This window comes from Massilia sp. IC2-477, from assembly GCF_020707265.1.
Classification (GTDB): Bacteria; Pseudomonadota; Gammaproteobacteria; order Burkholderiales; family Burkholderiaceae_D; genus Telluria.
Map to the genome: position 1 here is coordinate 54,683 of NZ_JAJFEQ010000013.1, position 20,634 is coordinate 75,316.

At 67.2% G+C, this 20,634-nt stretch carries 17 protein-coding genes, 6 tRNA genes and 1 pseudogene; 8 read left to right on the plus strand and 16 right to left on the minus strand.

All coding sequences use genetic code 11. The features are described from left to right. Positions 1-7: 7 nt before the first annotated feature. The 5 genes from LK542_RS21770 to LK542_RS21790 all read left to right on the plus strand — a co-directional run bounded on the left by LK542_RS21770 (position 8) and on the right by LK542_RS21790 (position 630). A tRNA-Ala gene (locus LK542_RS21770) sits at positions 8-83 on the plus strand. Between the two features lie 45 nt (positions 84-128). Then, a tRNA-Glu gene (locus LK542_RS21775) sits at positions 129-204 on the plus strand. Positions 205-298: 94 nt separating this feature from the next. Beyond that, positions 299-374: transfer RNA gene (locus tag LK542_RS21780), tRNA-Ala, on the plus strand. Positions 375-406: 32 nt separating this feature from the next. Next, positions 407-482 (plus strand) — tRNA-Glu (locus tag LK542_RS21785). A 72-nt stretch (positions 483-554) separates the two neighbouring features. Then, positions 555-630, plus strand: a tRNA-Glu gene (locus LK542_RS21790). Positions 631-881: 251 nt separating this feature from the next. On the opposite strand, the gene LK542_RS21795 is transcribed toward LK542_RS21790, so the two are convergent. Genes LK542_RS21795 through LK542_RS21805 form a run of 3 tightly spaced genes read right to left on the minus strand, consistent with a single transcriptional unit; the run spans position 882 to position 3,980 of the window. Beyond that, positions 882-2,771 (minus strand): S8 family peptidase, encoded by a 1,890-nt coding sequence (locus tag LK542_RS21795; RefSeq protein ID WP_227813559.1) that lies wholly within the window; start codon positions 2,769-2,771, stop codon positions 882-884. A gap of 30 nt (positions 2,772-2,801) precedes the next feature. Beyond that, entirely contained in the window at positions 2,802-3,068 is a 267-nt protein-coding gene (locus LK542_RS21800; protein ID WP_227802149.1) for a hypothetical protein, read from the minus strand. 60 nt (positions 3,069-3,128) lie between these two features. Continuing rightward, positions 3,129-3,980 (minus strand): hypothetical protein, encoded by an 852-nt coding sequence (locus tag LK542_RS21805; RefSeq protein ID WP_227813560.1) that lies wholly within the window; start codon positions 3,978-3,980, stop codon positions 3,129-3,131. Between the two features lie 402 nt (positions 3,981-4,382). Here LK542_RS21805 and earP point away from each other — a divergent pair, with 402 nt between their 5' ends. Next, positions 4,383-5,564 (plus strand): elongation factor P maturation arginine rhamnosyltransferase EarP, encoded by a 1,182-nt coding sequence (gene earP / locus LK542_RS21810; protein ID WP_227813561.1) that lies wholly within the window; start codon positions 4,383-4,385, stop codon positions 5,562-5,564. A gap of 111 nt (positions 5,565-5,675) precedes the next feature. Beyond that, positions 5,676-6,251 (plus strand): elongation factor P, encoded by a 576-nt coding sequence (locus tag LK542_RS21815; protein ID WP_227802152.1) that lies wholly within the window; start codon positions 5,676-5,678, stop codon positions 6,249-6,251. Positions 6,252-6,312: 61 nt separating this feature from the next. Here the strand turns inward: LK542_RS21815 and LK542_RS21820 are convergent, their stop codons facing one another. Beyond that, the gene (locus LK542_RS21820; RefSeq protein ID WP_227813562.1) at positions 6,313-6,927 is read right to left on the minus strand and encodes a TetR/AcrR family transcriptional regulator; all 615 of its coding nucleotides are present in this window, start codon (positions 6,925-6,927) and stop codon (positions 6,313-6,315) included. 384 nt (positions 6,928-7,311) lie between these two features. Here LK542_RS21820 and LK542_RS21825 point away from each other — a divergent pair, with 384 nt between their 5' ends. Further along, positions 7,312-8,922 (plus strand): amidase, encoded by a 1,611-nt coding sequence (locus LK542_RS21825; RefSeq protein ID WP_227813563.1) that lies wholly within the window; start codon positions 7,312-7,314, stop codon positions 8,920-8,922. 6 nt (positions 8,923-8,928) lie between these two features. Here LK542_RS21825 and LK542_RS21830 read toward each other — a convergent pair whose 3' ends face one another. From LK542_RS21830 to LK542_RS21880, 12 genes and pseudogenes are all read right to left on the minus strand, one after another. Then, the gene (locus tag LK542_RS21830; protein WP_227802155.1) at positions 8,929-9,468 is read right to left on the minus strand and encodes a TssQ family T6SS-associated lipoprotein; all 540 of its coding nucleotides are present in this window, start codon (positions 9,466-9,468) and stop codon (positions 8,929-8,931) included. Further along, on the minus strand, positions 9,465-10,586 hold the full coding sequence (locus LK542_RS21835; RefSeq protein WP_227813564.1) for a hypothetical protein: 1,122 nt from the start codon (positions 10,584-10,586) through the stop codon (positions 9,465-9,467). The genes LK542_RS21830 and LK542_RS21835 overlap by 4 nt, the downstream gene beginning before the upstream one ends. Positions 10,587-10,742: 156 nt before the next feature. After that, the gene (gene dbpA, locus LK542_RS21840; RefSeq protein ID WP_227813565.1) at positions 10,743-12,152 is read right to left on the minus strand and encodes an ATP-dependent RNA helicase DbpA; all 1,410 of its coding nucleotides are present in this window, start codon (positions 12,150-12,152) and stop codon (positions 10,743-10,745) included. 46 nt (positions 12,153-12,198) lie between these two features. Beyond that, positions 12,199-12,438, minus strand: coding sequence for a hypothetical protein (locus LK542_RS21845; protein ID WP_227802158.1), 240 nt, complete (start codon positions 12,436-12,438; stop codon positions 12,199-12,201). A gap of 100 nt (positions 12,439-12,538) precedes the next feature. After that, positions 12,539-12,615: transfer RNA gene (locus LK542_RS21850), tRNA-Met, on the minus strand. A gap of 78 nt (positions 12,616-12,693) precedes the next feature. Further along, the gene (locus LK542_RS21855; RefSeq protein ID WP_227813566.1) at positions 12,694-13,836 is read right to left on the minus strand and encodes a class I SAM-dependent methyltransferase; all 1,143 of its coding nucleotides are present in this window, start codon (positions 13,834-13,836) and stop codon (positions 12,694-12,696) included. Between the two features lie 10 nt (positions 13,837-13,846). Further along, positions 13,847-14,056, minus strand: coding sequence for a hypothetical protein (locus LK542_RS21860; RefSeq protein WP_027863734.1), 210 nt, complete (start codon positions 14,054-14,056; stop codon positions 13,847-13,849). A 155-nt stretch (positions 14,057-14,211) separates the two neighbouring features. Next, positions 14,212-14,748, minus strand: coding sequence for a hypothetical protein (locus LK542_RS21865; protein ID WP_227813567.1), 537 nt, complete (start codon positions 14,746-14,748; stop codon positions 14,212-14,214). Positions 14,749-14,866: 118 nt separating this feature from the next. Next, complete coding sequence (locus LK542_RS24950; protein ID WP_374040221.1) at positions 14,867-15,109, minus strand: DUF1287 domain-containing protein; 243 nt, start codon at positions 15,107-15,109, stop codon at positions 14,867-14,869. Then, positions 15,072-15,611, minus strand: a pseudogene (locus LK542_RS24955) (DUF1287 domain-containing protein); the annotation flags it as partial. The gene LK542_RS24950 and the pseudogene LK542_RS24955, both read right to left, overlap by 38 nt. An 11-nt stretch (positions 15,612-15,622) precedes the next feature. Next, positions 15,623-19,381, minus strand: a complete 3,759-nt coding sequence (locus tag LK542_RS21875; protein ID WP_227813568.1) for an AAA family ATPase — start codon at positions 19,379-19,381, stop codon at positions 15,623-15,625. Beyond that, entirely contained in the window at positions 19,378-20,631 is a 1,254-nt protein-coding gene (locus tag LK542_RS21880; protein WP_227813569.1) for an exonuclease SbcCD subunit D C-terminal domain-containing protein, read from the minus strand. The genes LK542_RS21875 and LK542_RS21880 overlap by 4 nt, the downstream gene beginning before the upstream one ends. Positions 20,632-20,634 lie beyond the last annotated feature (3 nt).

A 20,634-nucleotide genomic window follows, 5' to 3' on the forward strand; every position in this document is an offset into this window, starting at 1 on the left:
GAAAAGAGGGGGTATAGCTCAGCTGGGAGAGCGCTTGCATGGCATGCAAGAGGTCAGCGGTTCGATCCCGCTTACCTCCACCAAACTCTGAAGTGCAGTAAGTAGCATGGCAGTACGGTAGTTCCAAGGTCCCCATCGTCTAGAGGCCTAGGACATCACCCTTTCACGGTGAGTACCGGGGTTCGAATCCCCGTGGGGACGCCAGGGATTTGGTCCAGACTGAATTCCGGCGGCGTGCAACCAGCGGCACGCGGTAGTAAGAAGTTGTAGCAGTATGTTAGAATGTTGTTTTCCCGTAGGGGGTATAGCTCAGCTGGGAGAGCGCTTGCATGGCATGCAAGAGGTCAGCGGTTCGATCCCGCTTACCTCCACCACGTAGGAAAAACAACAGTTCTGACAGTCCAGGGTCCCCATCGTCTAGAGGCCTAGGACATCACCCTTTCACGGTGAGTACCGGGGTTCGAATCCCCGTGGGGACGCCAAGAATTTGGTAATAGTACGTTGATGCCGCGGTGCGGTGCAGCGGATAGTAGTAAAGCAGCAGACAGTTTTAGGTCCCCATCGTCTAGAGGCCTAGGACATCACCCTTTCACGGTGAGTACCGGGGTTCGAATCCCCGTGGGGACGCCAGTCAAGACCGGAGTAGACCAACGCGCATGCGCGGAGAGGTGCTCCGGTTTTTCTTTTGGCGCGTCGGTTTCGATGCGCCTCCCTCACGCCTCGCAGGCGCTGCATTTCCCCTCGATCACACAGCAAGGCGCACGGCGCCATGTCACGCTTGCCGCCCTCCGGCACCCTGCGCTGTTGAGGCGGACAAGTGCGGACGGATGCGCTTTGCAGCTGCCGCTGCGCCCATCCGTCCCGCCTCCTGACTTACCCGCTTACCAGCCGGAAGGGTGCAGCCCGCCCGGTCCGAGTCCGAACGGGAAGCCCGGCATGCCGACCGCCTGCTGTGCCGCAAAGCCGGCCGGGTAGCGTACGCCATTGTCACCGGCCATCATTCCCGGCGCCATCGCGACACCCATCCCCGGTATCTGCCACTGTCCCGCCTGCTGGCCGGGCATCATCGACAGGCCGAGGGCCACCAGCGCATCCGGCATGCCGTAGCCGATGCGTGTCGGATCGCCCAGCGTCACCGGCCGTGCGCTCAGCCGCAGCACCTGGAACAGGCGCTCGACCCGTTCCGCCGACCGTGCGCGCAACAGTCCCTGGAACTCGGGCCGGTGAGCCAGCACCAGCGCCGCCAGGCCGGTCACGTGGGGCGCCGCCATCGAGGTGCCGTCCCAGGCGGCAAAATTATTCGGTGGCACCGACGAGACGATGGCGACACCCGGTGCGCACACGTCCACCTGCGGCCCGGCGCAACTGAAGCGCGCCGTGAAGAAGCCCTGTGGATCGATGTCCTGGCCGACGGTTTCGATGTGATAGCTGTCGGGCGGGAATTCGTCGATCTTGCCGATGGCGGCGACGGCCAGTACGTGGGGCGAGGCTGCGGGATACTGCACCGGCCCGCCGGAATTGCCGGCAGCTGCGATGCAGGCGACGCCGGCCTGCCTGGCGCGCTGGATCTGGCGCTCGAGGGCCTCGGACGGGCCGCTGCCGCCCAGGCTCAGGTTGACGACGTCGATCTGGTTGTCGATGCAGTATTCCAGCGCATCGATCAGCTGGCTGATCTGCCCGCCCGGGAACAGCTTGCAGACGTGGATCTCCGCTTCCGGCGCGAAGCCGCGTATACCCCAGGCCGGATCGGCGGCGCCGATCACGCCGGCGCAGTGGGAACCGTGGCCGAGCGTGTCGGTGTTCCAGGTGTTGCGGTCGACCGCCTTGTTGATGACGTCGAAGCCGGCGCGGATGCGGTTGAGGTTGCCGTGCGTGGTGGCGACGCCGGAATCGATGACGGCGATCCGGACACCCTGGCCCCGGAAGGGCGGCGGCACCTGGTCGAGGCGCATGGCGCGCGCACCCCAGCCGAGCGTGTTCTGGCGCGGCAGGTTCTGCAGCGCCGGCCAGTCGGACAGGGGACGCAGCATGACGAGGTTCGGTTCATTCAGGCTGATGTCGGGGTCGCGCTGGTAGAAGCTCCAGTGGTCGGCGCGCGGCTTGACGTACAGTCCGCTGATGGTGTGCGTGTCCTCGCCGTACAGCTTCAGCTGCGCGGTGCCGTCGGGGCCGGTGACGGCGGTGCTCGGCAGCAGGCCGCCGAACAGCGACACTTCGGCATCCGCCAGCGGCGCACCGTCCCTGCCGACCACCGCGACCATGACCTCGGTCACCGGGCCGCTGTAGGGCGTCAGCGAGGACACCAGGTCGGGCCGGCGCAGCATCGGGTCGAGCAGTTGCAGGTGCTGGTCGCGCTCGACGATCAGGCGGCCCTGGCCGCGCTGGTGCAGCTCGCCGGCCTTCTGGTCGGTCATGCGCGCCACCAGCACGCCGTCGTCCGCGCCGCCGCCGCCGATACCGCCGATGCTGGAAGCGCCGATGTTGCTGCGCGCGCCGACGGTGTCGACAATGTCGATGTCGCCCAGGTTCTGCAGCGCCTGCTGCACGGACGACAGTGACAGGCTCGGCACCAGGGCCTGCGGCGCCAGGAAGCCGGCAGTGGCGGGCAGGCTGCGCGGCGCCACCAGGTATTTTTTCTTGCGTTCGGCCACGGCGCGGCCACGCGTTGCGTCGCGCGTGCGCGCGCTTTCGTCGGCGCTGGGGCGGGTCTCGGCGGCGCCGTCAGGCGGCTGCCCCGGCTGCTCGCCTGCGCCCAGGGGAGTCTTTGGCATGGTGTTTCCTTTTCTGGCGAACTGGGTGCGCTAGTCGAACAGCGACAGCGGCTGGTCCGGCTCGATCGTTAACTGGTTGAGGGTCCGACGCTTGAGCTGCTCGGCGGTGTCGTGATCGGTCTCGACCACGACGGTGTGCGGCGGCCCGCCGGCGGGCCCGATCGTGTCGACCAGGCGGATGGCAGGCTGCGCGCCCAGGCTGTCGATGAAGGCGCCGAGCGCGTGGCTGTCGGCGGCGGCGCGGACGATGTAGCGGCTGCTACGGCCCTGGTCCGGCGCGCTGGTGGAACTCGGCATGGACAAACCTCCTTGGGTAGAACCGCCTCCCGCAGGGGAGGCGGATGGTGGCACGGACGCTTAGTGGATGGTCTGCTGTGCGCCCATCTGTGCCTGCTGGGCGTAGGTCGTCCACGGGTCGGCCGAGAACGGCAGCATGCCGCCGAGCTGGCCGGCAACGCCGCCGATCGTGCTGCCCAGCGCCTGGTTGCCGAACTGGCCGCCGATGAAGCCGCCCACCGGCTGCGCAACCCGCTTGATCACGTTACCGAACCAGCCCTGCGGCGCCACCTGGCCCCCTTGCTGTTCGGCGGCGAGCTGCTGCTGCAGCACGGCCTGTTGCTGCTGAATCTGCTGCAGCTGCTGCAACAGTTGCTGCTGCTGGACCTGCAGTTGCTGCAGCTGCTGCACCACCGGGTGCTGCTGGATGCCGGCACCTTGCACGCCGCCAGCGCTCGCATCGGCGCCGAAGGGCAGCAGGCCGCCCAGGCCCGACAGGACGCTGCCGGCCACGTTGCCAATGGTCGAGCTGCCGGTCAGGTCACCGATCAGGCCGCCGGCGGGCTTGCCGAACTGGCTGAACAGGTTACCGACGAAGCCCTGCGGCGCCAGCTGGCCCATCTGGGCCTGTTGCTGCTGCTGTTGTTGCTGCAGCTGCTGCAGTTGCTGCAATTGCTGGAGCTGCTGCAGTTGCTGAAGCTGTTGCGGCTGGCTCGCATAGGCAGCGCTCACCGGATCGGCGCCGAAGGGCAGCAGGCCGCCGCCGATGCCGCCGGCGATCTGGCCGATGCGGCTGCCCAGGTTGGGGTTGCCGAAGATACCGCCGATGCCGCGCCCGATCGCGCCGCCCAGCGGTGCGCCGAACATGCCGCCCAGGAAAGCCTGGGGTGCCAGTTGGCCCTGGCCAATGCCGTATTGCTGGTATTCGTTCATAGTCAACTCCTTCGTGTGAGTGCGGCCGCCGGCATCAGTTCGGCACCGCAGGCCTGGCAAGCAGGACATGACGATGCCGACGCCCTTACGCGCCTGGCGCGGGCGACTGCGTACATGGCATTCGCGCGCCGGGTAAGGTCGGGCGCGAACGGAGCGCAGGGGCCGGGTTCATTCGGCCGGGCTCCCTGCAGGTAGGCGTTGGACTGGGGGTGGGTAGTGAAGTTTGCAGGCATGATGGAGATTGTCGGCCGCTTGCGGCACCCCTTGCGATAGCGCAGAGAACCTGCGCCCCGCGCTTGCAAACTGCTGCCGCAGGGCTTATACGCGCGCCCTTTGTTGCGGGAGAAACTGCTTGTCGAGTGAGGTAGAATGGCGGGCTTTCGACGCCTTCCACCTTCCTGCATGAGCCTTCCCGATTCTTCCAGCCGCGCACCCACGCTCGCGATCTTCTGCAAGGTCGTCGACAACTATGGCGACATCGGCATCTGCTGGCGCCTGGCGCGCCAGCTGTGGCGCGAGCACGGCGTGCGCGTGCACCTGTGGGTGGACGACCTGCGCAGCTTCCGACGCATCTGCCCGGAGGTCGATCCGAACGCAGCCGCGCAGGAGGTCGATGGCGTGCGGGTCATTCACTGGCGCGACCAGGAAGGCAGCTTCCTGCCCGACGAGGTGGCCGACATCGTCATCGAATTCTTCGCGGTCGACATCCCGCCCGGCTACGTCGCCGCGATGGCGCAGCGCAGCCCGCGCCCGGTGTGGTTCAACCTCGAAGGCCTGACGGCGGAAGAGTGGGTGGAAGGCTGCCACCGCCTGCCTTCGATGCATCCGCGCCTGAAGCTGACCAAGCATTTCTTCTTCCCGGGCTTTACCGCGAAGACCGGCGGCCTGATCCACGAGGCCGGGCTCGACGAGGCGCGCGCCGCCTTCCAGTCCGACCCTGCCACCATGGCCGGCTTCCTCGCGCGTTTTGGCGTAACGGCGCCCGAGATGGACGCGCTCAAGGTATCGCTGTTCTGCTACCCGCACGCCCCCGTGGCCGAGCTGCTGCGCGCCTGGTCGGAAGGAACCCGTCCCGTTACCTGCCTGGTGCCGGAAGGCGTGGCGGGCGAGGCGGTACAGGCCTTCATCGGCACCGCCGCGACTGCCGGCAGCAGCGCCACCCGCGGCGCCCTCACGCTGCGGGTACTGCCCTTCGTGCCGCAGCCCGACTACGACCGCCTGCTGTGGGCCTGCGACCTGAACTTCGTGCGCGGCGAGGATTCCTTCGTGCGCGCCCAGTGGGCGGGCCGGCCTTTCGTGTGGCACATCTACCCGCAGGACGAAAACCTGCACCACAAGAAGCTGCGCGCCTTCCTCGGCCGTTACGCCGGTGGCGATGCGCTTGAGCAGTTTTCGCTGGGCTGGAACGGCGCCCAGCCGATCGCGTCGATGCCGGCCGCCTGGCAGGAGATACACGCCGCCTTGCCGCAGCTTGCCGTGCGTGCGGAAGAATGGCGCGAGGAAGTGCTCGCCAATGGTGATTTGGCGACGAATCTGCTCGATTTTGCCCGCGCGCTGAGGCTTGCCTCAGAAAATCCGGTATAATGCGCGGTTAGTCTGTAACGAAATACCCAGGATCAAACGTAGGCTTCAAGGCTTTCTTCGCTCACCGGCCACCGCTGATTTAATGCAACTTACTTTTTACGTAAAACACCTATGAAATTCGCTAAAGAAATCCGTGTTGGCAACATCATTATGGTCGAAGACAAGCCGTTCATCGTGCTGCGTTCGGATGTGAACGGTTCGAGCCGCACGGGCTTCACCTACAAGTGGAAGATGAAGAATCTTCTGACCAACGCACCGCTGGAAAACGTGTTCCGCGGCGACGACAAGTTCGACGTGGTCGTGCTGGACAAGAAGCCGGTGACCTACTCGTACTTTGCCGATCCGCTGTACGTCTTCATGGACGAAGAGTACAACCAGTACGAGATCGAAGAAGAAAACATGGGCGACGCCATCAACTACCTGAAAGACGGTATGGAATGCGAAGCCGTGTTCTACGACGGCAAGGCGATCTCGGTCGAACTGCCGACCACCATCGCACGCCTGGTTGTGTACTCGGAGCCGGCTGTCAAAGGCAACACCTCGGGCAACGTCCTGAAGGAAGCTAAGATCGAGAACGCCATCGAAGCCAAGCAGCACACCGTGATGGTGCCGCTGTTCGTCAGCACCGACGACGTCATCGAAATCGATACCCGCACCAACGAATACAAGCGCGTCGTCCGTAACTGATCGACCGCTGCTCGAAAAAAACGCTGCCTCGGCAGCGTTTTTTTTCGTCCATTCAATCGGCTCAGGACGCCGGCGTGCAGCGCAGGCCGTCGACCAGCAGCCCGACCATGCGCTTGGTCGCAGCCGTTTCCTCAATAGGATTGGCCTTGCACAGGGTCGCTACCGCACGCAGCAGCTCGTCGGCTTCATACCCGGGGCGAATCAGCTGCCGGTTGACCGCCGCCTGCAGCAGTGAAGCGAGGGCAGGGCGCAGGCGTCCATAGAAATACTCCGGCAGCGCGGCGTAGGCGGCGCTGTCCGACTGCAGGGCACTCGACAGGCCGCGCTTAGTGACGATGAAGTCGACATAGCGCTCCATCCAGCGTGCCAGCGCTTGTGCTGGCTCGAACTCGGCCGCCAATACCGGCGCCGCATCGGCGCAGGCGTCGATCTGCGACTTCAGCACCGCGACGATCAGGTCGGAACGCTGGGGAAAGTGGCGGTACAGCGTGCCGACACCGACGCCGGCGCGCTCGGCGATCTCTCGCACCGGCGCGTCCATGCCCGATTGGGCAAACACCTCCATGGCGGCATCCAACAGGGAGTGCAGGTTGCGCTGGGCGTCGGCACGGCGGCTGCGCGGCTGGTTTTCCTCGACTGGCGAGGCGGTGTCTTGCTGGTTTGGAGTCGTATGCATAAAAAAATCTACAAAACGGAACAAAGTTCCGCTTATAATGCGGAATCGTGTTCCGCTTTCTAATGGTAACAGGTCTTGCGCAAGCAGGGCAGCGGGCACTCCAAACGTTTCGAAAGGAGAAGCCATGCACAACTCGCAAGTATGCATGTTCTGCCGCTACAGGAGAACTGTTTTCGAGGATGGCGTCCATGTGTCCTGCCGGCACGGGGCGCGTTCTGTCCACAGCGAAAAGGAAGCTCTTGCACAGGGAGGGATGCAACTGGAACAGGTCCTGCGCCAGCCTGCGGCAACAATGAAATCGCAAGGCCATTTCCGCTAGGAGAGCCCGTGTCAGATGAGTAACTTTGCTGCTATGCTCATGCATTATTTGACACGGAGGCTTGTATGAAGCGCAGGGATTTCGTTCGGCTGGGCGTCAGCGCGGGGATGGTAGCGGGCGCCACGGCCGGGGTGGCGGGAACGGCGGCAGCGGCTGGCGCCACCAGTAAGGCGGCGGGCGGCATCCTGGAGGCCGGCGTCCGTGAACAACAGGCGCAGATGGCGGCCGGCAAGCTGAGCTCGGCCTCGCTCGTGAAGCAATACCTGGCGCGCATTGCCGCCATCGACAAGGCCGGGCCACGCCTGAACTCCGTCATCGAGACCAATCCGGATGCGCTCAAGATTGCCGCCGACATGGACCGCGAGCGCGCCGCCGGCAAAGTGCGCGGGCCGCTGCACGGCATCCCGGTCCTGCTGAAGGACAATATCGCCACCGCCGACCGCATGAGCACCAGCGCCGGCTCGCTCGCCCTCGACGGCGTACGCGCCGTGAAGGACGCCCACATCGTGACGCTGCTGCGCAATGCCGGCGCCGTCATCATCGGCAAGACCAACCTGTCCGAATGGGCCAACATGCGGTCGACCAACTCGGTCAGCGGCTGGAGCGGCCGCGGTGGACAGACGAAAAATCCCTACGCGCTCGACCGCAACACGAGCGGATCCAGTTCGGGCTCGGGCGCAGCTGCGGCCGCCAGCCTGGCAACGCTGACCGTCGGCACCGAGACTGATGGCTCGATCGTTTCGCCGTCCTCGTCCTGCGGCATTGTCGGCATCAAGCCGACCCTGGGCCTGCTCAGCCGCAGTGGCATCATTCCGATCGCCCATTCGCAGGACACCGCCGGCCCGATGACCCGCAGCGTGGCTGACGCCGCCTTGATGCTGGCCGCGATGGCGGGCCCGGATGCGGACGACAAGGCGACCGCCGACAGCAGGCGCCACATCGGCGACTACGCGGCGGCGCTGCGCACGGATGGCCTGAAGGGCAAGCGCATCGGCGTCGCCCGCAACTTCTTTGGCAGCAATGACGCGGTCGATGCCATCATCGAGCAGGAACTGGCGGTGTTGAAAGCCCAGGGCGCGATTCTGGTCGACGTGAAAGTGCCGAACGTCGACAAGTACAACGACAGCGAGCTGCAGGTGCTGCTGTATGAATTCGCACCAGGCCTGGCGTCTTACCTGAAGAACTACGCGCCGCACGCCCCCGTCAAGAACATCGCGGACGTGATTGCCTTCAACGAGAAGAATGCGGCGCGCGAGATGCCTTACTTCAAGCAGGAGCACCTGATCGCCGCCCAGGCCAAGCCGGGACTGGATGCCAAGGAATACCGCGAGGCCCTGGCCAACGACCTGCGCTACTCGCGCGATGAGGGCATTGACCAGGTGCTGAAGGAGCACAAGCTCGACGCGCTGGTGGCGCCGACCGGCGGCCCGGCCTGGCTGACCGACTACATCAACGGCGACCACTACGGCGGCAGTTTCTCGAGCCCGGCCGCGGTGGCGGGCTATCCGCACGTCACGGTGCCCGCTGGTTATACGCGCGGACTGCCGGTGGGGATCTCGTTCGTCGGCACCGCCTGGAGCGAAGCCAGCCTGATCGGCATGGCCTATGCCTACGAGCAGGCCTCGCAGCGCCGCCGCCCACCGACCTTCCCGGCGAGCATCAACGTCAAGCTGTAAGCGGGCTCAGCGCGACGCTTCGCGCGCGCCCTCGCGCCCGCCGGCGTTCTGGCGCGCCTTGGCGAAGGCCGGCCCCCACAGCGGGTGGCCTTGTTCGCCGGGCGCGAGGTCGAAGGCCCCGTCCAGGCGCAGGGCCCGCTCAAAGGCCTGGCGGCAGGGCACCGGGCGGTTCGTCACGCAATAGCTGAAGGCCGTGTACTTGAGGGCGGTGACGCGGTTGCGCACCGAGCCGCCGTTCATGTCGGCCGAGCTCAGGCGCTTGATGGCGGCATTGAATTCGCCCTCATGGTAGAGCGCGATGCCTTCGCGCAGGGCGATGTCGTCGCGGTCGGATGCCGAACGGTCGGGGCGGGGCGCGGGACGCTCGTAGCGCTCGGCCCGTTCCGCGCGCGGGCGTGTGCGCTCCTCGGCGCGCGGATGGGACCGCGCGGGTTCGCGCCCGCCGAACAGCGCATCGATCTGCGGCTTGATCTGGGCGCAGCCGCCCAGCAGTACGGTTGCGGTGAGAAAGCAGGCGCGCAGGATGCGTGGGGCTGGCGGCGTCATGGCGTCTCCTCTTCGGTAAAGTCCATTTCGATCACGGCGGTGGCGCCTTTGACGGCGTTCAGCGACACCGTATGCTCGGGGAAGTTCGGGTTGACGATGCGGATCGTGTGCTGGCCCGGCGTCAGCGTCAGGCGCTTCAGCGGCGGGCTGGCGCCATGGTCGACGCCATCGACCTGCACCATGGCCCAGGGCTTGATCACCAGCTTGTAGGTGGCGCCGGCAGCCGCGGCAGCAGGCTTAACTGGCACAGCCTGGACCGGGGCCTGGGCTGGCGCAGCAGGGGCGGCAGCGGTCGGGGCCGGCACCATGTCGGCGGGCAGTCCGGGTGGGAGAGCGGCAGCTGCGGCTGCTTCGGCCGGCGCCGGCGTCGCCACCGTCGCGGCTTCAGGCACAGCGGCAGGCGTTTCCGTGACGGCCGGTGTGTCGCCCGGCAGCGCCAGCGTCACCGTGTCGCGCGAGTCGGCCTGGTGCAGCAGGGCGAACAGGGCGCCGAGGGCGCCCAGCAGCACCGTCGCGGCGGCGATCAGGAGCAGCCAGCGCCGCAGTCCGCCGGGTTCGGCGAGAGGCGCGGGATCCTTCAGGAAGGATACGGCCGGCTCGGGCGGCACAGTAGAGGCCGGGGCCTGGGCTGGAGCCGGGATGGCCGGGCCCAGCGGCACGATGCCGAGCAGGTTGCGCAATTGTTCGATGGTATGCGGGCGCTGTTGCGGATCCGTGGCCAGGCAGCGGTCGACGGCCTGCATGAAGGAGTCGCTGTAGTCGCCAGGCAGGCCCAGGCTACGGCCGGCGAGCGGCGCGGCCGGCGGGAATTCCCGGGTGATGGCGTAATGGACCACCGCGGCGAGGTCGTGCAGGTCGCCGGCTTCGGACCAGGCCGCGCTCACGTCCTGGGTCGGCAGCAGCATCGGGTCGCCGGAATCGAGGATCAGGATGGTGTCGGGACTGATCGGGCGATGCGGCATTTGCATCGCGTATTGCAGTTCGAGCGACTGCAGGATCTGGCGGAAGATGCGCCGGCACCAGACCTCGTTGACAAGTTCCTGGTTGAACTCGACCACCTCGCGCACGGTCCGGCCGTCGGTCTGCTGTTGCTGGGTTACGGGAGTGCTGGTCATCATGGCGTCAAGCCGCGCCCCGACCCGCAGGGTATGCCCGAAACGTGTCCCGGCGCGGTATTTGTATTTTGACAAATAATGCCAGATTTGCAGCGGCGGTGGTGCTGCTGAGCCAACCGTGCGCGGCTGTTACAACTCGGTTACAAACAGCCGTCCGGCTCAGACTTCGATGAAGCGCATCTTGAAGTAACGGCCCTTGATGGCGCCGAATTCCGGGCCGGGGGCCTGGCGGTCATTCAGCTTCGCTACCGCGGCCTGGGCCACGTGGCGATCCAGCGCCACATAGCTGGCGAACTCGCCGACGCTGATCTTGCCCACCTGTTCCTTGGACAGGCCGGCGTCGCCGGTGAGGGCGCCGAGGATGTCGCCCGGGCGCAGCTTGGCCTTCTTGCCGCCGGCGATGTGCAGGGTCAGCATCGGCGCCGGGGCGCCTGCTTCCTGGTGTTCGCCCAGCTCGTCGAGCCCGTGCCAGCTTGCCGGCGCGTCCTGGTATTCCTCGATCAGGCGCACCCATTTCTTTTCGTTCGGGGCGCACAAGGTCAGGGCCAGGCCTGCTTCATCGCCGCGGCCGGTGCGGCCGATGCGGTGCACGTGCACTTCCGGATCCTTCGACACGTCCGCATTGATCACGGTGTCGAGGTTGGCGATGTCGAGGCCGCGCGCGGCGACGTCGGTGGCCACCAGCACCGAGCAGCTGCGGTTGGCAAACAGGATCAAAATCTCGTCGCGTTCCCACTGTTCGAGCTCGCCGTACAGGGCCAGCGCCGAGAAGCCATGCTCGCGCAGGGTGTCGGCCAGTTCGCGGCAATGCGCCTTGGTATTGCAGAAGGCGAGGGTGGAGACCGGCTGGTAGTGCTTCAGCAGGCGCGCCACCGCGTCGTCACGGCCTTCGAAGCCGATCTCGTAGAAGCGCTGCTCGATCTTTTCCGCGCTGTGCTGGCTTTCGACCGCCACTTCCAGCGGTTCGTGCAGGAAGCCGGCGGTGGCGAAGCGGATGTCATCCGGATAGGTGGCCGAGAACAGCAGGGTCTGGCGGCGCTGCGGGCAGGCGCTGACGATGCCGGCGATCTCGTCGTAGAAACCCATGTCGGTCATGCGGTCGGCTTCGTCCAACACCAGGGTCTGGACCTTCGAGAGGTCGAGGGTGTTGCGGCCCAGGTGGTCGCGGATGCGCCCCGGGGTGCCGACCACGATGTGGGCGCCGTGCTCGAGCGAAGCGATCTGGGGACGCATGGCCACGCCGCCGGTCAGGGTCAGGATCTTGACGTTGCCCACGCCGCGCGCCAGGCGCCGCAGTTCACCCGCGACCTGGTCGGCCAGCTCGCGGGTCGGGCACAGCACCAGGCCCTGCACCGCAAACCAGGCGGGATTGAGCTTGTGCAGCACGCCGATGCCGAAGGCCGCGGTCTTGCCGCTGCCGGTCTTGGCCTGGGCGATCAGGTCGCGTCCTTCGAGCACCGCTGGCAGCGATTCGGCCTGGATCGGCGTCATCTGGTGGTAGCCGAGGGTGGCCAGGTTGGCGAGGAAGCGCGGCGCGAGCGGCAGCGAGGTGAAGGGTTGCGTAGTCATGGTAGTCCGAGCCAAAGGGTGGCCACAGTGTGGCCAGATAGCCGGACTAGGTCGGGGCCGGCGCCCAGACCGGCAGGCCGGTCAGGTCAAGCGAATCGTCGCGGCGCCAGACAGGCAGGCCGCTCGTATCGGTTTCTTCCAGCAGCTGGAGCTGTTCCTGCTTCAGGGAGGCACGACGGGGACGCGGACGCGCTTGACTACGCGCCGGCTCGACAACGGAAACGGGCGGCTCGGCCGGTTCGAAACCGGGCAGATCGATCGTTGCGTTGTCTTTCTTGTCTCTCATCAGCTCACTGCGCAAAGCTCACGCTGCCTGTGCTGCCGCAGCATTTGCTGCCGCAGAAAACAAAAGCCCGGCTACGAGAGTCGGGCTTTTGTGCGGTATTTGGTTGCGGGGACAGGATTTGAACCTGTGACCTTCGGGTTATGAGCCCGACGAGCTGCCAGACTGCTCCACCCCGCGTCTGAGAAAAAGATTATAGCGCGAACCAAGCGCCGGCGCAATCGATGATTTTTCCAGACGGGCAATGCTTGAGCTAACTCAAGCCTTTGCCCGCAGGCGCCACAACGAGGTTACTTCACGCGAGCGCGCCGCATGCAGCGGGTCGTCCGGATCGCTGGCCTTGCCGTGCGTGGGGCGCACATCGTGCCGCGCGACGACCTCCAGCCCGGCGGCATCGATCCAGCCCAGCAGTTGCGCGCGCGGGCGCAGGCCGAGGTGCTCGGCCAGGTCGGACAGCACCAGCCAGCCTTCGCCGCCCGGCTCCATATGGGCCGCAAGGCCATTCAGGAAACCCTTGAGCATGCGGCTGTCCGGATCGTAGATCGCGTACTCGATGGCCGAGCTGGGCTTGCCCGGCAGCCAGGGCGGATTGCAGACCACCAGCGGCGCGCGGCCGTCCGGGAACAGGTCGGCCTGGATCACCTCGACCTGGCTTGATAAGCCGAGGCGGGAGATGTTCTCGCGTGCACAGCCGAGCGCACGGGCATCCATGTCGGTCGCCAGCACCCGTTCGATGCCGCGCCGCGCCAGCACCGCCGACAGCACGCCGGTACCGGCACCGATGTCGAAGGCCAGCTTCGTCCCCGGCGGCAAGGGCGCCTGGGCGACCAGCTCGACGTATTCGCCGCGCACCGGCGAGAACACGCCGTACCAGGGGTGGATGTGGGCGTCGAGTGCGGGAATGCGCACGCCCTTGCGGCGCCACTCGTGGGCGCCGATCACGCCCAGCAGTTCGCGTAGGGATGCGACGTAAGGGCTGTCCGCAGCGCCGTAGGCTTCGTTGCAGGCGTCAAGCACGTCGGGCGCGCGGCGTAGCGGGATCACATGGCCGGCCTCGAAGGGAATCAGGAGCATGGCGAGCGTGCGCGCGCGCTGCAGCTGCTGCAGGCGGTGACGGTGGAACAGCTCGGTCGGCGTCGGCTGCTGCTTGCCAGGCTTGGCGCGGCGCGCGCGATCGCTCTTGTGGTCGACCCGGCGCACCAGGGCGTTCAGCAGCTGGCGCGCGTTCTGGAAGTCGCCGCGCCACAACAGGGCGGTACCGTCCAGCGCCAGGCGGTAGGCGGCGTCGGCCGTCATGGCGTCGTCGGCGAGCACCACCTTCTTCGGCGCCGGCCAGCCGCTCTCCGAGCGCCACTGCGCGCTGCGCTCGGCGCCACCCTCGAGCCAGGTGATCTCGCTCATGCCTGGCCGATCAGTGATGGTGATGCCAGTTGCCGTCGGCCGATTCGAGATAGGACTTCACTGCGTCCGGGCTGCCGGTAGCGTGGCGCTTGGGCTCGCCGCACTCGCAGACGCCCAGGTAGGGCTGGATGTGCGAGCAGGCCGAGACCTTCTGCAGGGTGACCTTGACCGGTTTGGCGCATTTGGCGCATTTGAAGGTGAGGAAGCGGGCTGGTTTCATGGTGGTTGAGCGAATGCGTGCAAAGGGCGCATTGTACAAGGGAGATCGATGCCTGTCGAAAGGGCGAGACCAAGCGATCTGTCGAGCTTATGACCGTCTACTTCTGGCTGGTTGAAGATCTATTGTCGCGTCCGCTATCGAGCCATTGCGGACCTTTATGCAGAAGGCGTCGACCGCTTGAGATGCCATATCCGCCCTGTCAACACGGAAAAGTAGATGCCCGACAATAGAAAGCAAACAAGCAACCAAGAGGCGACCGCGTTATCAGAGCGGTACCCTTCCTTCGAATCTGCGACTGTTCGTACCGGTCTGTCATCGACGGATAGTTGCCACACATCGTAGTACGCCTCAGAGCGGAACCTCGACATGCGTGGCTCCGGATTGAACAACAGAGCAATTTCTTTGTTTTCGGCTGTCGTGAGAGCCGATTTCACAAGGTCGTACCCTTTGGCCTTCGTCGGATAATCGAAGATTTCTGCTCGACCATAAAGCCGAAACTTTATCCCATATCTATGCGGTGTGATGCTTGCTAGAGGTCCACGCGCCTCGCGCAGTTCCGACACAAGCGGGATGCCGGCACTGTGATCCAGCGCAGGCGCCCATGTTCCCGCAGCCAGCGCGAAGCTGAGCGCGGCGAAAGCTGCAAGCTTGGCAGGGCTGTAGCTGCGAGGGACCACGAAGAATCGACTCATGAGGGGCAACTAAGTAAAGTGGAAACGATAGTCCGCTCCTGGCCGAACCCGGCCGTTCGCAGGTCTCAGTGTACGGCCGGTTTTGCTCTACTGACAAGTAAGGTCTTGAGAGACGTACTTAGCGGCTTGGCACCAAGTGGTTCGCCGGGAAGCGGTAATGCCCGGTGATCGGATAGGCAAACAGGCGGTCTTCCAACCGTGTACCGGCACCGATATTGTGAATGACGAGCGGCACCCCGGCCGGTGTGCGGATGTCGGCCACCAGACCGATGTGCGGCAAGCCCGGCGGCAGCATCCAGGTCACGATATCGCCCGGCCTGTAATCCGTTGCCAGCCTGCTGATCGGGCAGCGACTGGCCATGGCGCGTGAAAAACGTGGCCAGGTTCGGCACCCTGCGGTGGTCGATGTTCGGGTCGGGGCGCTTGAGTCCCCAATGGGCAGGATAAGCCTTCCAGGCGGCTTTGATGTCGCGATGGACGAGTTCCTGCAAGTCGATCCCGACGCGCCGGTAGGCGCGCACGATGACATCGGTGCACACGCCACGGTCTGCCGGGACGTCGCCGTTCGGATAAGCCAGCTGCTGGTAGGTGGCGTCGTACAGGAGGGTGACGCCGATCTGTTCTTTCGCTGCAGCGACCACGTCCGGTGCAGGACCGGCGAGCGCAGGCAAGGCCGGGATGCAGCACAGCGTAGCGAAAACGAGCGGAACTGATTGAAGGAGGGTGGGGCTTGAACGCATGGCAGTCTCCGGCGATGCTAGGACGCCAGCATGCATGGTCGCGTCCGCTGAATGTTGACCATGCTCACGTGCGACCCAGCTTCGCATCGCATGGTACGGCCGGCCGGGCCCGGCGCCCGGCATCCCAGTCTCGATTACTCGACCACGACCGCGCTGCTGCCGCCTCCGCCCGGACGCACCAGCACCTTGGTGGCGATGCGCTCCGTCATTTCCTGCACGTGCGAGATGACGCCCACCTTGCGGCCGAGCGATTGCAGGGCGTCCAGCGCGTCCATTGCCACCCCCAGGGTGTCGGTGTCGAGGCTGCCGAAGCCTTCGTCGATGAACAGCGATTCGACCCGCACCCGGTTCGAGGACAGCGAGGCCAGGCCCAGCGCCAGCGCCAGCGAGACCAGGAAGGATTCGCCGCCGGACAGGGAGTTGACGGAACGCACTTCGCCGCCCATGTCCTGGTCGCGCACCATCAGCGCCAGCGAAGGTGCGTTCGCATAGCTCACGCGCTCGAGGCGGTAGCGGCGCGCCAGCTGGCCGAGGTGGGCGTTGGCGTAGCCGAGCAGGACGTCGAGCGTGAATTGCTGGGCGTAGTTGCGGAACTTCTTGCCGTCGGCGGAGCCGATGAGTTCGGACAGCTTGCCCCAACGTTGTTCCTCGGCCTGCTGGCGCTCGATTTCGGCCAGCCGCGCCTGGGATTGCACCCGGCGGGTGTCGTCCTGGGCCGCGCGCATGCGCAGTTCGGTGGCGAGGTCGTGGGCAGCGCGGCGCTCGGACGTGAGGGCCTCGACGGCGGCCGCCACCGTCTCCGCGCTCAGGCCACTTTCCGGCCGGCCTTCGGCGTGCACGGCGCGCTGGGCGCGGCGTTCGGCCAGCACGGCGCCCAGACTGGCGACCTGGGCGTCGATTGCGCCCAGGGCCGTGCGCTCCTGGGCCAGCCAGGTGCCGCCGACCGCAAGCAGGCGGCCGAGTTCGTTGCTGTCGTCGATCGGATCGAGCCCGTTGAGGAAGGCCGACTTGCCGTACTCGTCGAGCCAGTCGGCAAGGCTTGACGCGGCTTTCACACCCGCGTCGTCGAGTTTGGCGATGTGTTCGGTGAGCTGGGCCAGCGCGCTGCGGGCGCTAGCTTCGCGCTGGACGGTCTCGAGGGCGACGGCCTGGCGCGCCGCCAGGTGGTTGCGGGCGGCGCCGACGCTGGCCTGGAGTTCCTGCTCGACTTCGGCCACGGCGCGGCCGTTCCACAGGGCCTGGCGCTGGCCGCGCTTGTCCTTGAGTTCGGCATCGATTCGGTTGAACTCGGCAGCCACCCCGGCGCCGTGGCGGTCCGCCTGGGCGATGCGTTCAGCCGCGCCCGCCACTTCGGCTTCGAGTGTGGCGACGGCGGCGCCGCTGCGCGTCTGCAGCAGCGTCTGTTCCTGCCACTGGGCGGCCTCCCGGGCGCGCGCTTCGCGCCAGGCGGCCGGCTGGGGCCGCCAGGCGTCCTGCCAGCTGTCGCCGCAGGCGTCGGCAAGGACGGGGTCGAGTTCGGCCAGCAGGGCCGCCAGCTGGGCCGCCGTGGCCTGGTGCTGGACCGTCATGGCGCGCAGCTCGGCCTGCAGGCGGGCGCCGCTGTCGCGGGCCTCGTCGGCGCTCTGGCGCAGCCGCGCCTGTTCCTGCTGCGCCTTGTCGTAGGCGGCCTGGGCGGCGTCGCGCGCCTGGGCTGCGCGGCGCAATGCGGCGGCGCGGTCGTCCAGCGCCGCCAGGGCGCCCCGCAGGGCGTCGCGCGACTCGGCAAACCAGGCCATGCGCGCTTCCTCGGCCGGCGGCTCGAGGACCAGGTGCTCAGTCCATTCGGCTTCGAGCTCGTCCAGCACCTTGCGCAGGGTCGTGCGTTCGCGTTCCAGGCCGGCCACGCGTTCGCCAGCGGCGGCCAGGGTGGCGGCCTGGCTTGCCTGCACCCCTTCGTTGTCGCGCACGCGGGCGCGGCAGTCAGCGACTTCGCCGCGCAGGTTGGACAGCATGCTGCGCAGCATGTCCTCGCGGCCATCGTCGCGGTAGGGATGGGCGTGCGAACCGCAGACCGGGCAGGGCGTATCGTCGTGCAGGGTGGAGCGCAATTCTTCCACACTGGCGGCGCAGGCGAGTTCAGCCACGCCCAGCGATTTCTCGGCCTGCTGCATGGCCGCGAATAGGGCCGGCGCCGCGGCGCGCGCTTCCTCGAGCAGGCGGCCGGCGCCGGCGCGTGCAGTGTCCGCGCGGTCGAGTTCGGCCGCGGTGTCGGCGAATTCCTGGCGTGTGCTAACCAGCGCCATCCACGCTTTTTCAGCGGCGGCGAGGCGCTCGCGGCGCGCGTCCAGCCCCTGGCGTTCGTTGTCCAGCGCCTGTGAATCGCTCGCCTCCAGGACGGCCATCGTTTCGCGCCGCGTGGCGTCGAGCGCGTCGAGGCGGCTAGTTGCCTCGGCCAGGGCCTGCACGGCGGCCTGTTCGCGCGTGGCGGCCTGCTGGGCCTGGCTGCCGGCGGTGCTGAGCGCGGCATCGGCGGCAGCATCGGCGCTGACCGCCTGCGCGGCCTGGGCCAGCAGCTTGTCCCAACGCGGCCATTGCGCGGCCATCGGCTCGAGCCGCGCATGCGCGGCCAGCCAGCCGGCGGCGTGTTCGCGCTGGGTTTTGGCGGTGTCGAGTTCGGCCGCCTTGGCGCCGTGGACGGTGCGCGCCTGGCGCGCTTCCTGGCGCGCGGCTTCCAGAGCGGCGGCTGCCTGGCCGTGCGAGGGGGCGAGAGCGGCAATCGCCGCCTCCAGTGCCTTGGCGCCGTCGAGCTGCGGGCCCGCGGCGCGCAGTGCGTTGTCGGCTGTCTCGAGGGCGGACTGGGCGGCATCGACGTCGAGCGCCGCCTGGCGGCGCGCGTCCAGGGCAGCGGTGAGGGCGCTTTCCAGCTTGCCGGTCGACTCGACCGCGGCCTTGCGTTCTTCCTGCAGGCGCAGCACTTCCGCCGCCAGCGGCCGCGCCGGCTGCACCGCGTCCAGCGTGGCCAGGCGCTGGCGCCGTCCGGCCGCATCCTGCTGGGCGGCCTGGGCCGCGGCGAGCGCATCGGCGGCCTGGGCTTCGCTGCGATCGAGCTTGATGGCCTCTTCGTGCCAGCGCAGCTCGCCCTCGAGGGCGGCGCGGCGCGCATCCACCGCTTCCAGCGCCAGCTCGGCATTCACGCGTTCGGCGTCGAGCTTCTCGCGTTCTTCCGCCGGCATCGGGGCCTGGTTGGCCAGCTGGGCAGTGAGGGCGCGGGTGCGTTCCTGTTCAAGGCGGTAGCGCTCGAAGGCGCGGCGCGAGATGTCGCTGTAGATCGTAGTGCCGGTCAGGGTTTCGAGCAGCTCACCGCGTTCGTTCTCGTCGGTCTTGAGGAAAGCCGAGAACTCGTTCTGGGCCAGCAGCACGGCGCGCGTGAACTGTTCAAAGGAGAGGCCGATGCGCTGCACGATTTCCTGTGCGACTTCGGTCTTGGTGCCGCCCAGCGGGTCGAGCTCGGGCAGGCGGTGCAGCGTCATCTTGGAGGGCTGCAGGGCGCCACCTGGTTTGCCGTAGGCGCGGCGCACGCTCCAGCGCGCGCGGTAGCGGATGTCGTCGTTGCCGGCGAAGTCGACTTCGGCCCAGGCTTCGGCGGCGCCGCGGCGCAGCAGGGTGCGCGGGTCGAGCGCGGAGATGGTGTCGCCGCCGACGTCGGGCAGTTGGCTGCCGGCGCGCTTGAGCAGGCGCGGGGTGGCGTCGTACAAGGCCAGGCACAGGGCATCCAGCAGGGTGCTTTTCCCCGCGCCGGTGGGGCCGCTGATGGCGAACAGGCCGCTGGAGGCGAGCGGTTCGGATTCGAAGTCGACCAGGAATTCGCCGGCCAGCGAGGCCAGGTTCTTGCCGCTGATGCGCAGGATCTTCATGCGGCGTCTCCACCCAGGGCCGTGCTCAGTTCGGCAAAAGCGGCCAGCTGCTCGGGCGGAGCCTCGTCGCCGAAGCGCTGGGTCCAGAGGCGGCGGAAGATGTCGTCCGGCTGCAGCTGGGCCAGCTGGTCCAGGCTCAGGGCTTCGCTGGCGTTCTCGGGTGTGGCATGGCGGCGGGTCGGTTCGATCTTGGCCAGGCGCACCGGCTTACCGTTCAGCGCCGCTTCGATGCGGGCGCGCAGGCCGGGTTCGGGCCCTTCGAGTAGCACGCGCACCTCGAGGAAGGGCTGCTGGTGCAGGGGCGCATCCGGCAGTTCTAGCGCTTCCAGCGCCGCAATGACTTCTTCCAGCGGCGCCGGCTGGGCCGGCACGCGCAGCAGCTGGACCGCGCGCGGCACCTGCAGGGGCATGACCGACTTCGTGGCCGGGCCGTCGAGCTCGATGCGCAACACCTGGTGCTGGTAGCCGACCTCGGAAAAGGACAGCGGCAGCGGACTGCCGCAGTAGCGCCGGTGCTCGTGGCCGCCGACGCGCTGGGCCAGGTGCAGGTGGCCCAGCGCCACGTAGGCGACGGCCGGATCGAACATGGTGGCCGGCAGCGCTTCGGTGCCACCGATCACGATGCGGCGCTCGGAATCCTGGGATGACTGGCCGTCGACCATGTGGCAGTGGCCCATGGCGATGATCGCCTCACCGTCCGTGGCGCGCGACTGCGCCAGCGCGAAGGCTTGGCGGTAGAGCAGGGTGGTGCCGTGCAGATACGGGTCCAGGCCCAGCTCCGCATCTTCGGCCACTGCGCGCGGCACGTCGCCCGGACGCAGGAAGGGGATGGCCAGGCACCATGCGGCCACCGTGCCGTCGCGGCGGCGCAAGGGCACCAGCAGGCGCTCGACGTCGATGGCGCCGTCCGCCGTGCGCGCGACGTTGCCGACCACGATGGTGCCGTGCGCTTCCAGCAGCGGGGTAGGCGCTTCGAGCCGGCCGGGCGAATCGTGGTTGCCGGCAATGACCACCACCTGCAGGTGCGGCACCCTGGCGCGCGCCTGCTGCAGGAAGCGGTACAGCTGGCGGTGGGCCGCGGCCGACGGGTTGGCGTTATCAAAAATGTCGCCGGCGACCAGCAGCACGTCGATGTCCTCCGCCACGAGCGTATCCACGAGCCAGTCGAGGAAGCACGCGTGTTCGTAGGCACGGTCGAAATTGTGCAGGGTCTGGCCCAGGTGCCAGTCGGAGGTATGAAGCAGCCGCATGGT

Excerpts from the sequence above, each read along its gene's own strand:
- LK542_RS21795 (WP_227813559.1), bottom strand. The coding sequence starts at position 2,771 with ATGCCAAAGACTCCCCTGGGCGCAGGCGAGCAGCCGGGGCAGCCGCCT.
- LK542_RS21800 (WP_227802149.1), bottom strand. The coding sequence starts at position 3,068 with ATGCCGAGTTCCACCAGCGCGCCGGACCAGGGCCGTAGCAGCCGCTAC.
- LK542_RS21805 (WP_227813560.1), bottom strand. The coding sequence starts at position 3,980 with ATGAACGAATACCAGCAATACGGCATTGGCCAGGGCCAACTGGCACCC.
- earP (WP_227813561.1), top strand. The coding sequence starts at position 4,383 with ATGAGCCTTCCCGATTCTTCCAGCCGCGCACCCACGCTCGCGATCTTC.
- LK542_RS21815 (WP_227802152.1), top strand. The coding sequence starts at position 5,676 with ATGAAATTCGCTAAAGAAATCCGTGTTGGCAACATCATTATGGTCGAA.
- LK542_RS21820 (WP_227813562.1), bottom strand. The coding sequence starts at position 6,927 with ATGCATACGACTCCAAACCAGCAAGACACCGCCTCGCCAGTCGAGGAA.
- LK542_RS21825 (WP_227813563.1), top strand. The coding sequence starts at position 7,312 with ATGAAGCGCAGGGATTTCGTTCGGCTGGGCGTCAGCGCGGGGATGGTA.
- LK542_RS21830 (WP_227802155.1), bottom strand. The coding sequence starts at position 9,468 with ATGACGCCGCCAGCCCCACGCATCCTGCGCGCCTGCTTTCTCACCGCA.
- LK542_RS21835 (WP_227813564.1), bottom strand. The coding sequence starts at position 10,586 with ATGATGACCAGCACTCCCGTAACCCAGCAACAGCAGACCGACGGCCGG.
- dbpA (WP_227813565.1), bottom strand. The coding sequence starts at position 12,152 with ATGACTACGCAACCCTTCACCTCGCTGCCGCTCGCGCCGCGCTTCCTC.
- LK542_RS21845 (WP_227802158.1), bottom strand. The coding sequence starts at position 12,438 with ATGAGAGACAAGAAAGACAACGCAACGATCGATCTGCCCGGTTTCGAA.
- LK542_RS21855 (WP_227813566.1), bottom strand. The coding sequence starts at position 13,836 with ATGAGCGAGATCACCTGGCTCGAGGGTGGCGCCGAGCGCAGCGCGCAG.
- LK542_RS21860 (WP_027863734.1), bottom strand. The coding sequence starts at position 14,056 with ATGAAACCAGCCCGCTTCCTCACCTTCAAATGCGCCAAATGCGCCAAA.
- LK542_RS21865 (WP_227813567.1), bottom strand. The coding sequence starts at position 14,748 with ATGAGTCGATTCTTCGTGGTCCCTCGCAGCTACAGCCCTGCCAAGCTT.
- LK542_RS24950 (WP_374040221.1), bottom strand. The coding sequence starts at position 15,109 with ATGGCCAGTCGCTGCCCGATCAGCAGGCTGGCAACGGATTACAGGCCG.
- LK542_RS21875 (WP_227813568.1), bottom strand. The coding sequence starts at position 19,381 with ATGAAGATCCTGCGCATCAGCGGCAAGAACCTGGCCTCGCTGGCCGGC.
- LK542_RS21880 (WP_227813569.1), bottom strand. The coding sequence starts at position 20,631 with ATGCGGCTGCTTCATACCTCCGACTGGCACCTGGGCCAGACCCTGCAC.